This window comes from Acinetobacter tjernbergiae DSM 14971 = CIP 107465, assembly GCF_000374425.1.
GTDB lineage: Bacteria > Pseudomonadota > Gammaproteobacteria > Pseudomonadales > Moraxellaceae > Acinetobacter > Acinetobacter tjernbergiae.
The window spans coordinates 35947-50641 of sequence record NZ_KB894373.1; the positions used below are offsets into that span (position 1 = coordinate 35947).

At 36.9% G+C, this 14695-nt stretch carries 16 protein-coding genes; 11 read left to right on the forward strand and 5 right to left on the reverse strand.

The window, feature by feature from the left end; genetic code table 11:
- The first annotated feature begins 19 nt into the window (after positions 1 to 19).
- From lspA to trxB, 7 genes are all read left to right on the forward strand, one after another.
- A complete protein-coding gene (gene lspA, locus C502_RS0114540; RefSeq protein WP_018679542.1) occupies positions 20 to 631 on the forward strand; it encodes a signal peptidase II in 612 nt (203 codons plus the stop codon).
- A gap of 250 nt (positions 632 to 881) precedes the next feature.
- On the forward strand, positions 882 to 1316 hold the full coding sequence (gene arsC / locus C502_RS0114545; RefSeq protein ID WP_018679543.1) for an arsenate reductase (glutaredoxin): 435 nt from the start codon (positions 882 to 884) through the stop codon (positions 1314 to 1316).
- 59 nt (positions 1317 to 1375) lie between these two features.
- A complete protein-coding gene (locus tag C502_RS0114550) occupies positions 1376 to 1699 on the forward strand; it encodes a metalloregulator ArsR/SmtB family transcription factor (RefSeq protein ID WP_018679544.1) in 324 nt (107 codons plus the stop codon).
- Between the two features lie 6 nt (positions 1700 to 1705).
- Positions 1706 to 2179 carry an arsenate reductase ArsC gene (locus tag C502_RS0114555; RefSeq protein ID WP_018679545.1) on the forward strand — a complete coding sequence of 158 codons (474 nt, stop codon included), beginning with the start codon at positions 1706 to 1708 and terminating at the stop codon, positions 2177 to 2179.
- Positions 2180 to 2186: 7 nt separating this feature from the next.
- Positions 2187 to 3227 (forward strand): ACR3 family arsenite efflux transporter, encoded by a 1041-nt coding sequence (gene arsB / locus C502_RS0114560; RefSeq protein ID WP_018679546.1) that lies wholly within the window; start codon positions 2187 to 2189, stop codon positions 3225 to 3227.
- A 5-nt stretch (positions 3228 to 3232) separates the two neighbouring features.
- On the forward strand, positions 3233 to 3937 hold the full coding sequence (gene arsH, locus C502_RS0114565) for an arsenical resistance protein ArsH (RefSeq protein ID WP_004699742.1): 705 nt from the start codon (positions 3233 to 3235) through the stop codon (positions 3935 to 3937).
- 18 nt (positions 3938 to 3955) lie between these two features.
- Positions 3956 to 4906 (forward strand): thioredoxin-disulfide reductase, encoded by a 951-nt coding sequence (trxB, locus tag C502_RS0114570; RefSeq protein WP_018679547.1) that lies wholly within the window; start codon positions 3956 to 3958, stop codon positions 4904 to 4906.
- Positions 4907 to 5085: 179 nt separating this feature from the next.
- Here trxB and C502_RS18405 read toward each other — a convergent pair whose 3' ends face one another.
- From C502_RS18405 to C502_RS0114595, 5 genes are read right to left on the reverse strand one after another with little or no spacing between them, the layout of a single operon-like run.
- Entirely contained in the window at positions 5086 to 5598 is a 513-nt protein-coding gene (locus C502_RS18405) for a hypothetical protein (RefSeq protein WP_018679548.1), read from the reverse strand.
- Between the two features lie 47 nt (positions 5599 to 5645).
- Positions 5646 to 5975: a hypothetical protein gene (locus C502_RS0114580; RefSeq protein WP_018679549.1), complete on the reverse strand. Its 330-nt coding sequence runs from the start codon at positions 5973 to 5975 to the stop codon at positions 5646 to 5648.
- Positions 5976 to 6019: 44 nt separating this feature from the next.
- On the reverse strand, positions 6020 to 6244 hold the full coding sequence (locus C502_RS0114585) for a hypothetical protein (RefSeq protein WP_018679550.1): 225 nt from the start codon (positions 6242 to 6244) through the stop codon (positions 6020 to 6022).
- A complete protein-coding gene (locus C502_RS19660; protein WP_018679551.1) occupies positions 6244 to 6375 on the reverse strand; it encodes a hypothetical protein in 132 nt (43 codons plus the stop codon). The genes C502_RS0114585 and C502_RS19660 overlap by 1 nt, the downstream gene beginning before the upstream one ends.
- A gap of 3 nt (positions 6376 to 6378) precedes the next feature.
- On the reverse strand, positions 6379 to 6636 hold the full coding sequence (locus C502_RS0114595) for a hypothetical protein (protein ID WP_018679552.1): 258 nt from the start codon (positions 6634 to 6636) through the stop codon (positions 6379 to 6381).
- Positions 6637 to 7340: 704 nt separating this feature from the next.
- Between C502_RS0114595 and radA the strand changes: the two genes are divergently transcribed.
- The 4 genes from radA to C502_RS0114615 all read left to right on the forward strand — a co-directional run bounded on the left by radA (position 7341) and on the right by C502_RS0114615 (position 14580).
- Positions 7341 to 8732, forward strand: a complete 1392-nt coding sequence (gene radA, locus C502_RS0114600) for a DNA repair protein RadA (RefSeq protein ID WP_018679553.1) — start codon at positions 7341 to 7343, stop codon at positions 8730 to 8732.
- 324 nt (positions 8733 to 9056) lie between these two features.
- Positions 9057 to 10100 carry a PDDEXK nuclease domain-containing protein gene (locus C502_RS0114605; RefSeq protein ID WP_018679554.1) on the forward strand — a complete coding sequence of 348 codons (1044 nt, stop codon included), beginning with the start codon at positions 9057 to 9059 and terminating at the stop codon, positions 10098 to 10100.
- Positions 10101 to 10241: 141 nt separating this feature from the next.
- A complete protein-coding gene (locus C502_RS0114610) occupies positions 10242 to 11201 on the forward strand; it encodes a hypothetical protein (protein ID WP_018679555.1) in 960 nt (319 codons plus the stop codon).
- Positions 11202 to 11886: 685 nt separating this feature from the next.
- Complete coding sequence (locus tag C502_RS0114615) at positions 11887 to 14580, forward strand: nSTAND1 domain-containing NTPase (RefSeq protein WP_018679556.1); 2694 nt, start codon at positions 11887 to 11889, stop codon at positions 14578 to 14580.
- The last annotated feature ends 115 nt before the right edge of the window (positions 14581 to 14695 follow it).

A 14695-nucleotide genomic window follows, 5' to 3' on the forward strand; every position in this document is an offset into this window, starting at 1 on the left:
GTGGCGAAGCGAGAGAAATATGCCTAATACTCTACAAATAAATTCAACCAAAAAAATGTTTCAGTTTTATCCTCGCAATTTATTTTGGCTTGGGCTTTCCGTTCTTGCCATTGTTTTGGATCAATGGACAAAATGGATTGCCTTAGAAAAAATTCCTCACATAGATTTACCATGTCAGGATAGCGTAGAAAAAATTTGTGCTTATTCTGATTCTATTCAGGTCATTCCACAAATTCTTGATTGGACATTGGCATATAACCACGGCGCAGCGTTTAGCTTCTTATCTGATGCAGGTGGTTGGCAACGTTATTTGTTGACAGGTTTAGCTGGTATCTTTTCCCTGATCTTTATTTTTTGGCTAATGCGTATCCCAAAGAAATTAGTCATTTTACCTATTGCTATTTCGCTGATTTTAGGTGGTGCCATAGGTAATTTAATTAATCGAATGGTTTTGGGTTATGTGGTTGATTTTATACATATCTACTATGAGAAAACTTGGAGTTTTCCAGTATTTAATTTAGCAGATTGTTCGATTACTTTAGGCGTGATTTTTTTGCTGATTGATACGTTTTTTCTTGAAAAGAAGCGTACTCAAAGCATGAGTAATAAACATGTCTACTATTTTGATTAGTTGTGAGGCAATCGCTTAGGGCAAAAAGTTGATTTTGAATTAAAGGCTGAGGGTGAAACTTACACAGTGGTAACTGTTAAGTTAAAAAAAATAGAATGAGTTAGCAGATAGCATTTTGAGAGTAATAAGGTTCTTTTCAAGAGGACCTTGTTCTCTTCTAAAAGGATTAAAAAAATTAAATATACGGTATTGCATATATATGTTAATTCGCATATAAAGATATAAGAATATATCAACAGAGTCTAGTTTGATGACAGCTTCATTAGATGTAAAGATTTATCACAACCCTGCCTGTGGGACATCTCGGAACACTTTGGCTTTGATTCGTAATACAGGAATTGAGCCAACGGTGATTGAATACCTCATTACACCACCGAGTCATGACGAATTAATTAAATTGATTCAGGGTGCAAACTTAACGGTCAGAGAGGCGATTCGGCAGAATGTTGATCCTTATCGTGATCTGGAACTTGATCGCCCTGATTTGAGTGATGAACAATTACTCAGTTTCATGCTTGAACATCCTATTTTAATCAACCGCCCATTTGTGGTGACTGAACGAGGCACTTGCTTAAGCCGTCCATCAGAAGTCGTTTTAGAAATTCTGCCATTACCTCAAAAGGGTGCTTTCATTAAAGAAGATGGTGAACAAGTGATTGATGAAAATGGTCAGAGAGTGAATTAAAAAATTTAATTTTTGTATATGATTATCTGCATATCCAAATGAATAAATAGGTAGCAAAGATGGATCAAGTTAATTTTTTTAAATGTTTATCTGATGAAACCCGTCTCAATATCGTGACTTTAATTGCTGAGAATAAAGAACTCTGTGTCTGTGATCTGACAGAAAAGCTACAACTGAGCCAACCCAAGATTTCTAGGCATCTGGCGTTATTACGTTCTTCAGGATTGTTGCAGGACAGACGACAAAGCCAATGGGTGTACTACAGCATTAATCCACAACTACCAGCTTGGTGTTTTGAAATTCTAGTCACTTTACAAAAAACATCATCCAGTCAAGTTGTGGTCGATACCAACACGTTTCCTATCAATAGTTATTGTGAGTAATAGATTATGAAATTCCTTTTTTTGTGTACTGGAAATAGCTGCCGTAGCATTTTGTCTGAAGTGCTGTTTAACAGTCGTGCGCCTGAAAACTGGAAAGCGTACAGTGCAGGCAGTAAGCCATCTGGACAGGTGCATCCATTAACGATTGAAACCTTGCAAAACTTAGGTCTGTCAACGGATGGTTTATGGAGTAAAACGATTGATGACTGTGAACAATATCAACCTGACGTGGTGATTACAGTCTGTGATTCAGCAGCGCAAGAAGCTTGTCCACTTTATTTAGGTGGAGCGATCAAGGCGCATTGGGGTTTAGCTGATCCATCACACCTAGACTTGCCTAAAGAAGAAAAATTACAGGCATTCCAAGTCACTGTAGACCACATCAATCGTCGTTTAGATGCGTTATTTGCACTGGATACAGCAAATATGACACGCCCTGAATTGATTGCTGCAATCAATCACATCTCAGATATTGAATGAGAACGTCATGGCTCAACAAAGACTGTCATTTTTAGATCGTAACCTGACGCTATGGATTTTCATTGCGATGGGATTAGGGATAGCAATAGGTGTGTTCTTTCCGCAAGCTTCCGTTACTTTAGACAAAATGAGTGTGGATTCCGTCAATATTCCAATTGCGATTGGTTTGATTCTGATGATGTATCCACCTCTAGCCAAGGTGGACTATGCTACTTTGCCACAAGTGTTTAAAGACAAGAAAACCTTAACTTTGTCTTTGGTGCAGAACTGGGTGATTGCGCCTGTATTAATGTTTGCATTAGCAATTATTTTTTTACATAGCTATCCAGAATACATGACAGGCTTGATCCTGATCGGTTTGGCTCGCTGTATTGCGATGGTTTTGGTGTGGAACGGTTTAGCCTGTGGTGATAACCAATATGTAGCAGCGTTGGTGGCATTCAATAGTATTTTCCAGATTCTGTTTTTTAGTACCTATGCTTGGCTGTTCCTCACATTCTTGCCACCCTATTTCGGTATCGCAGGGCAAGTGATCAATGTTGATTTCTGGACGATTACCCATGCGGTGTTGGTTTACTTGGGGATTCCATTTTTCCTCGGCTTTATGACCCGATTCACTTTAGTGAAAGCTAAAGGTTTAGATTGGTATCAAAATGTCTTTTTACCCAAGATCAGCCCACTCAGTTTATTGGCACTTCTTTTTACCATCGTGGCAATGTTCAGCTTAAAAGGTGGTGATGTGGTGAGCTTACCATTGGATGTTCTGCGTATCGCAATTCCACTCACGATTTATTTTATTGTGATGTTTTTCATTAGCTTCTTTATGAGCAAATGGATGGGCAATGACTATCCTAAAACCACCGCAATTTCTTTCACGGCTGCTGGTAATAACTTTGAGTTGGCTTTGGCTGTAGCGATTGCAACCTTTGGTTTGGCTTCACCTGTGGCATTTACCACCGTGATTGGTCCTTTGGTTGAAGTACCTGTATTGATCGCTTTAGTCAGTGTGTCGTTATGGCTCAGAAAAAAGTATTTTAAATCGGTGTAATTGTAATGAATCTTCCTAATGTTGATATGGAGCTACTTGAACAGCCAACTTTGGAAAAAGTTCAAGCTAAATCGTTAGATCATGCGCCACGTATTTTGTTGTTATATGGTTCTAACCGTGAGCGTTCGTATAGTCGTTTAGCCGTGATGGAAGCAGGTCGAATCTTGGAACAGTTTGGTGCCGAGGTTAAAATTTTTCATCCGAAAGGGCTACCTTTGCCAGAAGATGCGGATATGGAACACCCAAAAGCAAAAGAACTACATGAGCTTTTGGCATGGTCAGAGGGCATGGTGTGGTGTTCGCCTGAACGTCACGGTTCAATGAGTTCGATCTTTAAGTCACAGATCGATTGGATTCCATTGGCAGGTGGTGCGATTCGTGCCACTCAAGGAAAAACACTGGCACTAATGCAAGTCAGTGGTGGTTCGCAATCTTTCAATAGTGTCAATCAAATGCGTATTTTAGGGCGTTGGATGCGGATGATCACGATTCCGAATCAGTCTTCAATTCCAAAAGCATTTTTAGAGTTTGAAGAAGATGGGCGAATGAAAGCATCATCCTATTACGACCGTATCGTGGATGTGATGGAAGAGTTATATAAATTTACGTTGCTGACACGAGGGCAAAGTCAGTATTTAACTGATCGTTATTCTGAGCGTAAAGAATCTGCTGAAGAATTATCAAAACGTGTTAATCAGCGAAGTTTGTAGAATGCTGGAGAAAATTAAATGCAAAATCAACATTCTCGTTTAATTATTTTAGGTTCGGGACCTGCGGGTTATAGTGCAGCCGTATATGCAGCTCGTGCCAACCTTAACCCAACATTGATTGCTGGACTACAATTAGGTGGGCAATTAACAACAACGACTGAAGTTGATAATTGGGTTGGCGATGCTGAGGGCTTAACTGGTCCTGTACTCATGGAGCGTATGCAGATACATGCAGAACGCTTTGGTACAGAAATGGTCTATGATCACATCAATGAGGTGGATCTCAAAACTCGTCCATTCGTACTCAAAGGTGACATGGGTGAATACACTTGTGATGCACTGATTATTGCAACAGGTGCAACAGCTCAATATCTAGGTCTTGAGTCCGAGTCAGCTTTCATGGGGCAAGGTGTGAGTGCCTGTGCAACCTGTGATGGTTTCTTCTATAAAAACCAAAATGTCATGGTGGTTGGTGGTGGTAACACTGCGGTTGAGGAAGCTTTATATCTGTCAAATATCGCTGCACATGTGACACTGATACACCGTCGTGACAGTCTGCGTTCTGAAAAGATTTTGCAAGACCATCTTTTTGCCAAAGAGAAAGAGGGCAAAATCAGCATTATTTGGAACCATCAAGTTGATGAGGTTTTAGGTGACAACACAGGTGTAACGGCGGTACGTATTAAATCCACTCAAGATGCAAGTATCCAAGATGTTCAAGTGCAAGGCTTGTTTGTTGCGATTGGACATAAACCCAATACAGGAATGTTTGAAAGTCAATTGAACCTACGTGATGGCTATATCCAAGTCCAAAGTGGAACTGCGGGTAATGCAACGGCTACATCTATCGAGGGTGTATTTGCTGCGGGTGATGTGGCAGATAGTATTTATCGTCAAGCGATTACCTCCGCTGGTTCGGGTTGTATGGCGGCATTGGATGCTGAGAAATATTTAGACAATCAAGAATAATCAATACATTCACTGAAAAAATAAAGCTAGCTCTACCTCTAATTGGCATAGTTGGTTTTATATGGTCTATGATTAAGAAGACAATAAGTTAACTCAACTTATTGAAATATAAAAATAAGGGAATCGGTTTCCCTTATTTTTTTGTTCATGGGTGCAGTTTTTATTGTGTATAGCTTTAGTTATTGACATATCGCATCATAGCTAATACGAACCTCATTAATAGGACGCTTTACTTTCGTCTTTAAATCAAAATCATCATCAGTGATATTAAAGATAACTTGATATTCACCCTCTGCTCCTGAAAGAACGGCGTATGAGTAAGAAGAACCTTGTTTACCATCAGTATAGTCGTAACAACCTGATTTGATTTTAGCAGCAATAGAACGAAGACTATCTTTCCCTAGCGTAATAACCTTGCCATCTACATTTACTGTTACAGGTGTAGGTTTAAGCTGACTAACGCTAAAATTATTTACTCCGTATTGATTATAATTTGCGTAAATGGATAATCCATTCACAGTCCATTGACTGTAGCTGTTATCACCATATTGGGGTTTGCCGAGCTTTTTGATCAATGAAGCCCGAGTATCTTCTACAGTGACCTTTTTGCCAGCAAATGAAACAACAGCATGATTTGCGAAAGCAGAAGTTGTACAAACAGTGACTAAAGCAGCGACAATAAACTTTTTCATTAAATATTCCTTTAAAATTTAAATAATTATAGACAATAGCTAATATGCTATTGTGCCCAAGTACAGACTTTGAACCAATCACCAACCCAGCAGGCTTTCTCCTTCTGTGAGCGAGTCGCCTCACCCCATGTAGATGCGCCACCACTCAATTTTGTTGCTTGAACAACAGCTTGATCTTTACTTTCAATCCAAACCATGATGCCTTCAAAGTTTAATTTTTTAGCAAAACTAGGGTGGCTAATATAAAAGCTGCCGTTACCTTGTGGATCAAAATTACACTTACCCTTATATATGGTTTTACCACTATCTTCGATTTGACAGGTTGCTGGTTTGGCTTGTGCAATTGCGGGAACTGCAATACTTAAAAGTATTGCCATGATTAATTTCTTCATAAGTCTTTTCTTGAATATAAATGGTTGAATTATTTAGAACGCAATACCAGTGCGCCAATAATGATGAGGATTAGAACACCACCAATAAATTTACCTACGGATGGGAACATGACCGCAGGCCAGACGATTCCCCGACCAATGTGATAGGCGAATGACTTGTAGCTGTATTGACCCCAGAAGTTCTGGTAAACCGTAAAAAAGAAGCCAATAATAAAATAGCCACCGATAGCCCATGCCTTAATATTTTCTTTCATTATTTATCTCCCCCAGTTGCAAAGTTCACCAGTAGCATGAACAGCCCCAGTAAAATCATGAATCCAATAAAAGGTAAGCCCAGAAACGCAATGGCAACGATGACAACAATAATTCCTGCAATTGCTCGCATGGCTTACTTCTTCATACATTGCATACCGTAACGCACAATTTCTTCCTGAAATTCTTGCGTTTGGCTGATGATATAAAATTTTTCTTCCAGTCGATCTGCGCCATATTGATCTTCAATTTTTTCATAGACACATTCACAGGTAGAGCTATCAGCACCGCCCATTTTGCAACCCTTAACGAATTCACGTTCAGATTTGCTGGCACAGCCTGTTAAAGTGATTGCAGTAATACTGATCAAAAGAAGAGATGAGAGTATGTTCATGTTTTTCCCCGATATTTAATTTTTGGAATTGTTTTAATGTTTTTGATTCAGCGAATTTGTGCAGCCATTAAACAGGCAGGCGTAATACCCTCAATACGGATGGGTATTAAGATGACATGATAAAATTGGCTGAATAAAAATCAGATAGCTAATTTAAAAGCCTGAATTCAATCAAAAAATGAATGGGGATTGGGTGTAACAGAGAATGATAAGTCATAGTGACTACTCCTAGATGTACTTAGAAGTTCTACCAAATCACTGTCAAATGATGGTGGCAGAACGAAAGGGGGTTGACAGACTGGACATCTAGTAACCAGCACGCACGAAGCGTCCCCCTCCCGTTCTACCGCAAAGGGGGTACGAGAAGGTTTCGCACAAAATCCATATTTAGAAAATATGAACCTGATACGCTAGATGAACGGTCTGTCAAAACCGACTGACCATGTGGGTCAGCAGAGGAATGATAAATTTATGTGGGAATTGAGTCAATTGATATCAGTATGTTTTATCGAATTAAATTTTGAATTGTCTTAAATATATTGGTTATTCCATTTAACATTATTTTAGTTATACATTCACTTGGAATATTTTTTTACTTTTTTCCCTCTATTCTCAACGAATTACTCTTATTTCACCGCCTTGCTTGAGATTGAAAATTCAACTTGATAAGGTGCTTTTAATGATGAAAAAGTAGAGTTTTTACGATGGCTAAAATTACAGTTTATGTATGCCGTGATTGTGGCAAGGAGGAGGATATTTGGATTGGACAGTGTCTTAAATGTGGGGCATTCAATAGTATCAGCAAAACAGTAGTTGAACGAAAGACTCAGCATCGGGCTACAGCAGGTTTAAGTCATTCTGGTTATGCAGGACAGAAACATCACATTACTAAATTAAATGCAGTTAAGATGAGTCAGGAGATTCGATGTTCAACAGGCATAGGAGAATTTGATCGTGTCTTAGGTGGTGGTCTGGTCACTGGATCAGTGGTATTAATTGGCGGTGATCCTGGCATTGGCAAATCAACGCTACTTTTACAAACCGCCACGCATATCGCAGAAAATCAATCGGTTTTATATATCACAGGAGAGGAATCACTGTCACAAGTTGCTATGCGAGCTAAACGATTGGGTTTGCCACTGGACAGACTGGATGTCATGGCAGAAACGAAAGTAGAACGCATTTGTGAGATATTAGCGGAACAAAAAACCTCTATGGTGATTTTGGATTCCATTCAAACCTTATATACGGAGGCTATTCCTGCTGCATCAGGCAGCACATCACAAATTAAAGAATCTGCTGCAATCTTAACCCGACTTGCAAAACAAAGGGGGATATCTTTACTTATAGTTGGTCATGTGACTAAAGATGGTGTATTGGCTGGTCCTCGTGTATTGGAACACATGGTTGATTGCGTATTATATTTTGAGGGACAAAGTGACTTACAGTATCGAATGATGAGAGCTGTTAAAAACCGCTTTGGGGCTGTAAATGAATTAAGTGTTTTTGAGATGACTGATCAGGGGCTGAGGGAAGTTATAAACCCAGCAACGATTTTTTTGGATCGTTATGGCGAAGCAGTCGCAGGGTCTGTTGTCATGGTTAGTCGAAATGGTGTACGACCATTTTTAGTCGAAGTACAGGCTTTAGTGAGTGAAACAAAAACTACACCTAGACAACTTATTTTAGGTCTGGAGCATAATCGCCTTACTTTCCTGTTGACCATTATGAAAGAACAAGCCAACGTGGATATTCTTGAACATAATGTCTATGTCAATATTGTGGGTGGATTGAAAATTACAGAAACAGCGTCAGATTTAGCCGTGCTATTGGCTTGTGTATCGAGCCTAAAAAATCAACCCTTACCTCACGATATGGCTGTGTTTGGTGAAGTAGGCTTGTCTGGTGAGATTCGGTCTGTACCCAATGCACAGGAACGTATAAAGGAAGCCCAAAAGAACGGATTTAAAACTGTAGTTATCCCTAAAGTGAATCAGCCCAAACAGCCGATAGAGTCTATGAACGTGATTGCTGTGGAATATTTGTACCAAGTATTACAGGCAGTTTTTGAAAATGATGCTTTGGTTGTAAATTGAGCAGCAGTAAAAATCCTTTGGTTCAACGTATGCTATGCTTTTATCTCATCATGGATGATTAGCCTAAAAGGTTTTTAGAAAGAAACCAGAGTAGGACGTTAGATTTCTGTAAAAAATATCAATAAGATGAAAGTTTGCCACAGCCTGTGGCAAAATTGCCGTATTCTTTGTGCTGATAAAGATTATTTAGATATGGAAATTGCTTTGCAGGATGAGGGTAAGCCTATGAGGGGGCGAGTACCAACTCTTATTTATTACCTCAAGATAAACTGCAAACTTTAGTATCCAATGAATTAAAAAAATGGAGTCGTTGGATTAAAATTGATGATTAAGGGTAATGAGGCGAATAAAGTGACTGATGTAGATAACCCAAAAGATTTTTCTGATGTTTTACAACACATTCAACGGTCACGTCAGAAGATTTTTGCCCAGATTAATACAGCTCTTATCGAGCTGTATTGGCACATTGGTCAGATTATTAGTTATAAAGTCAACTCTCAAGGATGGGGGAAAAAAGTCGTTACAGATTTGGCACAATACATAGCACAACAAGACCCTGAACTTAAAGGATTTAGTGATAAAAATCTGTGGCGTATGAAACAGTTTTTTGAGACATATCAAGGAAATGAAAAACTCTCACCACTGGTGAGAGAATTGTCTTGGACACATAACACCATTATTTTTTCACGTTGCAAGACCGCAGAAGAACGTGAATATTATTTAAGACTATGTATTAAAGAAAGATATTCAACACGAGAGTTAGAGCGTCAGATCAGTACATCACATTTTGAACGTACCATGCTAGGTAATCAAAAACTCTCAGCAGTGCTGAGAGAATTGCATCCAAGCATTAACAATACGTTTAAAGATAACTATGTATTGGAATTTCTAGGCTTGCCCATGCAGCATGATGAAAGTCATTTGCAAAAAGCCTTAATTCAAAATATGAAGCAGTTTATTCTTGAGTTAGGGAAAGACTTTATTTTTGTTGGTGAAGAATATCGGTTACAGGTTGGTAATCAAGACTTCTTTATTGACTTGTTATTCTTCCATCGTGGTTTAGCTGCTTTAGTTGCGTTTGAATTAAAGATTGCCAAATTTAGTCCTGAACATTTGGGACAGCTTAGTTTCTATCTTGAAGCATTAGATCGTGATGTGAGGAAACCTCATGAGAACCCAAGTATCGGGGTGTTGTTATGTCGGGATAAAGATGAAGATGTGGTAGAGTATGCACTATCACGCCATTTGTCACCGACAATGGTAGCTCAATATGAATTGCAATTGCCTGATAAAAAATTGATTCAGGCAAAATTACATGAGCTATCTGAAAATGTATCCTTTAATGATGATAGTGATGTAAGCCTATAGTAAACAGAAAAATAATAGGTAGTGGTTTATTTAGTAGTTCCATGTTCTGATATATCATTTAAAATTTGGTATAGATTAGTTTCAATCCACTTCAATATAAACCCAACATAAACGAGGTATTGAAGGCTATGAGAGAATAGAATGACGGACATATTTCATTATCCACCTGATGTATTCGAATTGCTAGTTGAAACGATTCCAAGGTTATTCCGAGGAAAGAAAGCTGTTGTGCTTTTTCTGCAAGGAGCAGGTGTTCCACAAGAGGATATAATCGGTGTTGCTAGAATTGTACAGACCGATCCTAAGTCAATTAATAAATTTGAAATTGTTCGTAACGTTTTAACGAAAGTGAATTCACGAGGGGATAGTGGGCTTAGTGCCCGTCGTGAAATAATTAAGCGAGTTATAGAGTTTGAGAATTTTGAAACTTGTTGGCCAGCCGACCAACTTAAAGCTAAAGGGTTAGTCGTAAGTATTCGGGAAGCAGTAAACAAGAAAGATTCATTTACTCGGATGAAGCAGGAAAGAAATGCCGAGAGAGATGAGCGTCAATCTAGGCAACAAGCAGAACGCATCGCAGCAGCAAAACGACGTGAAGATATTAATGCTATTAGCCTACGTCTTGCTGCACTTTTTGGAATGGATGACAAACCACAGGAAAGGGGTAAACTTTTAGAAGGAGTGCTAAATGATTTATTCCGTATCTATGGAATTCTTGTGCGTGAAGACTTCCGTCGTCGAGATCCTGATACTTCCGTTGTTGTCGAACAAATAGATGGTGTAATTGAACTAAATGGAAAGATTCATCTTGTTGAAATGAAGTGGCTTAATACATCAGTAGGTATAGGAGAGTTTTCACCACATTTGGTTCGCCTATTTAGCCGTGCGGATGCTCATGGAATTTTCATTGCAACAAATGGTTATGCCTCATCAGTTGTGTCTGAATGTAGAAATGCTCTTAATCAGAAGACTTTATTCTTATGCTCATTGCGAGAATTTGTTATGCTGTTACAACGTCAAGATGATCTTGTAGAATTACTTCGTAAGAAATCGCAAGCTGCTATCGTGGATAAAAACCCATTCTTAGAAATTCTGTCGTAATACTTTATGTATAATGAAGAAGTTTTAAACAAACGATTTACAGAATTGTTAAGTGGTAAAAATAGCAGTAAAAAACTGAATATATGTTTTATTTATTATTGTTTTTCAATTTCTTATGTTTTTAATGTGACTGTCACCGCTTCCGCCAAATTTTGAATTAAGCCCTTGTTTTTACAAGGGCTTATTTTTTATCTATGATTTTACCCCTCAACCTACCCCTCATCAAATATTGAATGTAAAAAGCAGAGATGGGATGATCTTGGACTGAATAAGAAATCAGTACAAAAATATTAAATAATTCTAAACTCAATTTTGGCTTTGAAAAGATATTTTTAAAATATAAAAAGGCTCACGAATGAACCCTTAGATGACAATAAAAAGGCTATAGGTTGTGAACATTACTTGAGTATTTTTTTCACATACAGTGAGCTTATAACGATAAAAAACCAAGTGGCTCATTAACTCGTTTAATAAGTTGTAACTATGTTTTTGAACGATACCTAATTAAAGCAATTGATGTGCCGAGGTTCAGGAAAAAACACCTTGAAGTTGATAATCCAAGCATCTGTTTACCGATTGTTCTTTACGTAATAGTTAAAAGAAAAATTGATCGTAATTTAGACATTAGAGGATTTTTTTTTTATACTTAATTCAATTGTTTAAAAATACTATTAGAGATTTCTTGATGAAAATTGAAATTTGTGTGCCAAGTTCTGCCACAACTAAAGAGAGAGGGGATTTACTAGAAACTTTAAGTAGAGAAATGCTTGAGATTCAAAACTTCAAAGTAGAAGAAGAAGTTAAAAAGACTGGAATGGAGTTAGATTTGCTATGTAAACATAATGTTGCGGACAGAACAATCTATGTTGAATGTAAAGCTTATCGAGACGGGAAAATTGATGCTCCTATTATTAGGCAACTAATGGGTACTATCGTCTTACAAGGATATTCAGAAGGTTGGTTAATTAGTACTAGTGAATTGGGTAAAGAAGCTAAAGGGATTGAGGATGAATTAGCATCAAAAGGCTTAGCTGGAAAGTTAGTCATTTATACACCTAGAAAAATTATTGATTCTCTATTGGCTTCAAAAATTATAAATCCTCCTCCTCAAGCACAATTAATACAATATTTGCCTGAAGAGAATATAGGAGAATGGAGTTTACTAATCACACCTTATGGTAAGTTCTGGGCTGTTGCAATTCTGGAGGGAGGAATGCCTTCTAAAGTAGTTTGCTATCATGCTAAATCCTTAAGTTTAGTTGATGACCAAGCTCTTTTAGATAATATTGCTTCGACGGACTCAAACTTATCAAAATTAGATTTCTCGAAAATAATATTATTTACAAAGAAGGAGAAAAAGTTAAGTTTAGAAGAGAGCCTAATTGAAGTTGTTGAAGTCCAAAAAGGTGATGATTGGAACGACTATCGTCCTGCTAGACCTGAAGACTTTGTAGGGAGAACTAAAGATATTAATGATATCTTTGATTTTTTTAAAAAAATTAAAGAAAAGGAAACAACTAGACGTTGTTTTGCTATTACAGGAAATTCAGGGTTAGGCAAAAGCTCATTAATCATAAAATTGCTTGAGAAAGCAGAAAATAGACATCAAAAACACAAAGTTTATATATGTGCTGTAGATGTTCGAGCTGCTAAATCATCAGAATATATTTATGCTGCATTGCTTAAAACGTTAAAGAATGCTCAAAAAAAGGGATTTGGTGATCCTGAAATTAATATTTTGATTACAAATGCTAGTCATCCGTTAGATTCGGAGTCGATTACTGAATATTTAGAAAGTGTGGATAAGGCTAATCAAATAATAGTCTTAGTATTTGATCAGTTTGAAGAATTGTTTAGTAAACCAGATCTATCTGATCTATTTACTAATACTTCCAATATGTTAATGGATGCTACTAGTTTACAATTTAATTTTTGTATTGGCTTTGCATGGAAGACAGATAGTACTACACATACGGAAAATCCTGCATATTTTTTCTGGCATAAACTTTCCGAATACCGTATGGTAAGGAAATTAAGCCCATTCTCAGATAGAGAATCTCATACTGTAATTAGTAAGTTTGAGGATGTGATTGGTCAAAAATTAGATGGTGATTTGAAACATAATTTAACAGTATCAAGTCAAGGTTATCCGTGGCTCTTAAAAAAATTATGCATCCATTTATATGACAAATTAGAACAAGGTGCTAAACAGGAAGATTTGTTAGAAAATAAATTAGATATCGCTAGTTTATTTTCGGATGATTTAAGTGAACTAAGTATATCTGAACAAAAAGCACTAAGATTTGTTGCAACAAAGGCACCTGTAGACTTGATAGAAACTATTGAAATTTGTACTGATGAGATAGTTCAAAGTTTATTACATAAAAGATTAATTGTTAAAAGTGGCAATAGGCTAAATCTCTATTGGGATATTTTCCGAGAATTTGTTCTGACAGGAAATGTTCCAATTATCGCTCTTAGATATTTACCATCACATGATTTTTCAACAATTTGGAATGTTGTGAAATATTTATCTAAGTCACCTGTAACTATCCATTCTTTACAAGAAAAGACAAACTTTTCTGAAGGTACAATTCAAAATGTTGGGACTGATATTTTACTTTTTGGATTAGCTACACGAGAAAACTCTCAATATGTTCTATCTGAAGATTTATTAGAGGATGGAAATACTCAAGAAAATCTACTGAATATAATTAGAGAAAAATTTAAAAAACATATTATTACCTTACATTTGAAAGATTTACCTAGCGGAACTTTTTTAACAATTACTAGTATTATTGATTTAATGAAAGAAACATATTCAGAGAATAAGTACGCTGATAAAACTTGGCGATTATATGCTATTAGGCTTATCCGTTGGTTAGAATTAACGGGTTTTTTACAACCAACAACAGAGCCAAATACATGGATTTACCGAGATCTAGGCAGTTCAAAAACTTCCGTTATGAATAGAAGACGTACTTCTAATTTCTTTGTTCCTAGAATTTCACCTCAATTGTTTATTTCAATTTATAGTGAAATAGTAGGTAAAAGTCTTCAACAGTTACCGAATGATAGTAAGACAAATAAAACAGTAGAGATTTTGAGAAAGTTTGAGTTAGTAGACAATGATCGGGTGATGGAGATCGATGATTTTGATTCAATTCTTTATGCTAAGGCTAGTTCAGAATTTAGTATACAAGCTATATTGGAAATAAAAGATTTGTATTCAACTGATAAATTATCAGGGCAGAATTTAGGCATTCTTTTGAAAGAAAAATATGATCTGAAATGGACAGATGTTACAACGCAGCATTCAGGTAATAAGCTAAATAGCTGGGCTAAATGGATTAAAGCCTATGAGATGAAAAATGAATAGGAATTTTGAATAACAAGGAAATTGAGAACATCAGTTTCGTTCAACTTTTTAATTTTTATTCATAAATTTCTTTTTATTTCTAGGACTTCCTTCTTTTGAGGAACTTTTAGTGAAG

What these genes read in the sequence shown, in the direction of transcription:
- C502_RS0114580 (WP_018679549.1), bottom strand. Translation starts at nt 5,975, where the DNA reads ATGGCAATACTTTTAAGTATTGCAGTTCCCGCAATTGCACAAGCCAAA.
- C502_RS0114610 (WP_018679555.1), top strand. Translation starts at nt 10,242, where the DNA reads ATGACGGACATATTTCATTATCCACCTGATGTATTCGAATTGCTAGTT.
- radA (WP_018679553.1), top strand. Translation starts at nt 7,341, where the DNA reads ATGGCTAAAATTACAGTTTATGTATGCCGTGATTGTGGCAAGGAGGAG.
- C502_RS0114615 (WP_018679556.1), top strand. Translation starts at nt 11,887, where the DNA reads ATGAAAATTGAAATTTGTGTGCCAAGTTCTGCCACAACTAAAGAGAGA.
- arsB (WP_018679546.1), top strand. Translation starts at nt 2,187, where the DNA reads ATGGCTCAACAAAGACTGTCATTTTTAGATCGTAACCTGACGCTATGG.
- lspA (WP_018679542.1), top strand. Translation starts at nt 20, where the DNA reads ATGCCTAATACTCTACAAATAAATTCAACCAAAAAAATGTTTCAGTTT.
- arsC (WP_018679543.1), top strand. Translation starts at nt 882, where the DNA reads ATGACAGCTTCATTAGATGTAAAGATTTATCACAACCCTGCCTGTGGG.
- C502_RS19660 (WP_018679551.1), bottom strand. Translation starts at nt 6,375, where the DNA reads ATGCGAGCAATTGCAGGAATTATTGTTGTCATCGTTGCCATTGCGTTT.
- trxB (WP_018679547.1), top strand. Translation starts at nt 3,956, where the DNA reads ATGCAAAATCAACATTCTCGTTTAATTATTTTAGGTTCGGGACCTGCG.
- C502_RS0114595 (WP_018679552.1), bottom strand. Translation starts at nt 6,636, where the DNA reads ATGAACATACTCTCATCTCTTCTTTTGATCAGTATTACTGCAATCACT.
- C502_RS0114605 (WP_018679554.1), top strand. Translation starts at nt 9,057, where the DNA reads ATGATTAAGGGTAATGAGGCGAATAAAGTGACTGATGTAGATAACCCA.
- C502_RS0114585 (WP_018679550.1), bottom strand. Translation starts at nt 6,244, where the DNA reads ATGAAAGAAAATATTAAGGCATGGGCTATCGGTGGCTATTTTATTATT.
- C502_RS0114550 (WP_018679544.1), top strand. Translation starts at nt 1,376, where the DNA reads ATGGATCAAGTTAATTTTTTTAAATGTTTATCTGATGAAACCCGTCTC.
- C502_RS18405 (WP_018679548.1), bottom strand. Translation starts at nt 5,598, where the DNA reads ATGAAAAAGTTTATTGTCGCTGCTTTAGTCACTGTTTGTACAACTTCT.
- arsH (WP_004699742.1), top strand. Translation starts at nt 3,233, where the DNA reads ATGAATCTTCCTAATGTTGATATGGAGCTACTTGAACAGCCAACTTTG.
- C502_RS0114555 (WP_018679545.1), top strand. Translation starts at nt 1,706, where the DNA reads ATGAAATTCCTTTTTTTGTGTACTGGAAATAGCTGCCGTAGCATTTTG.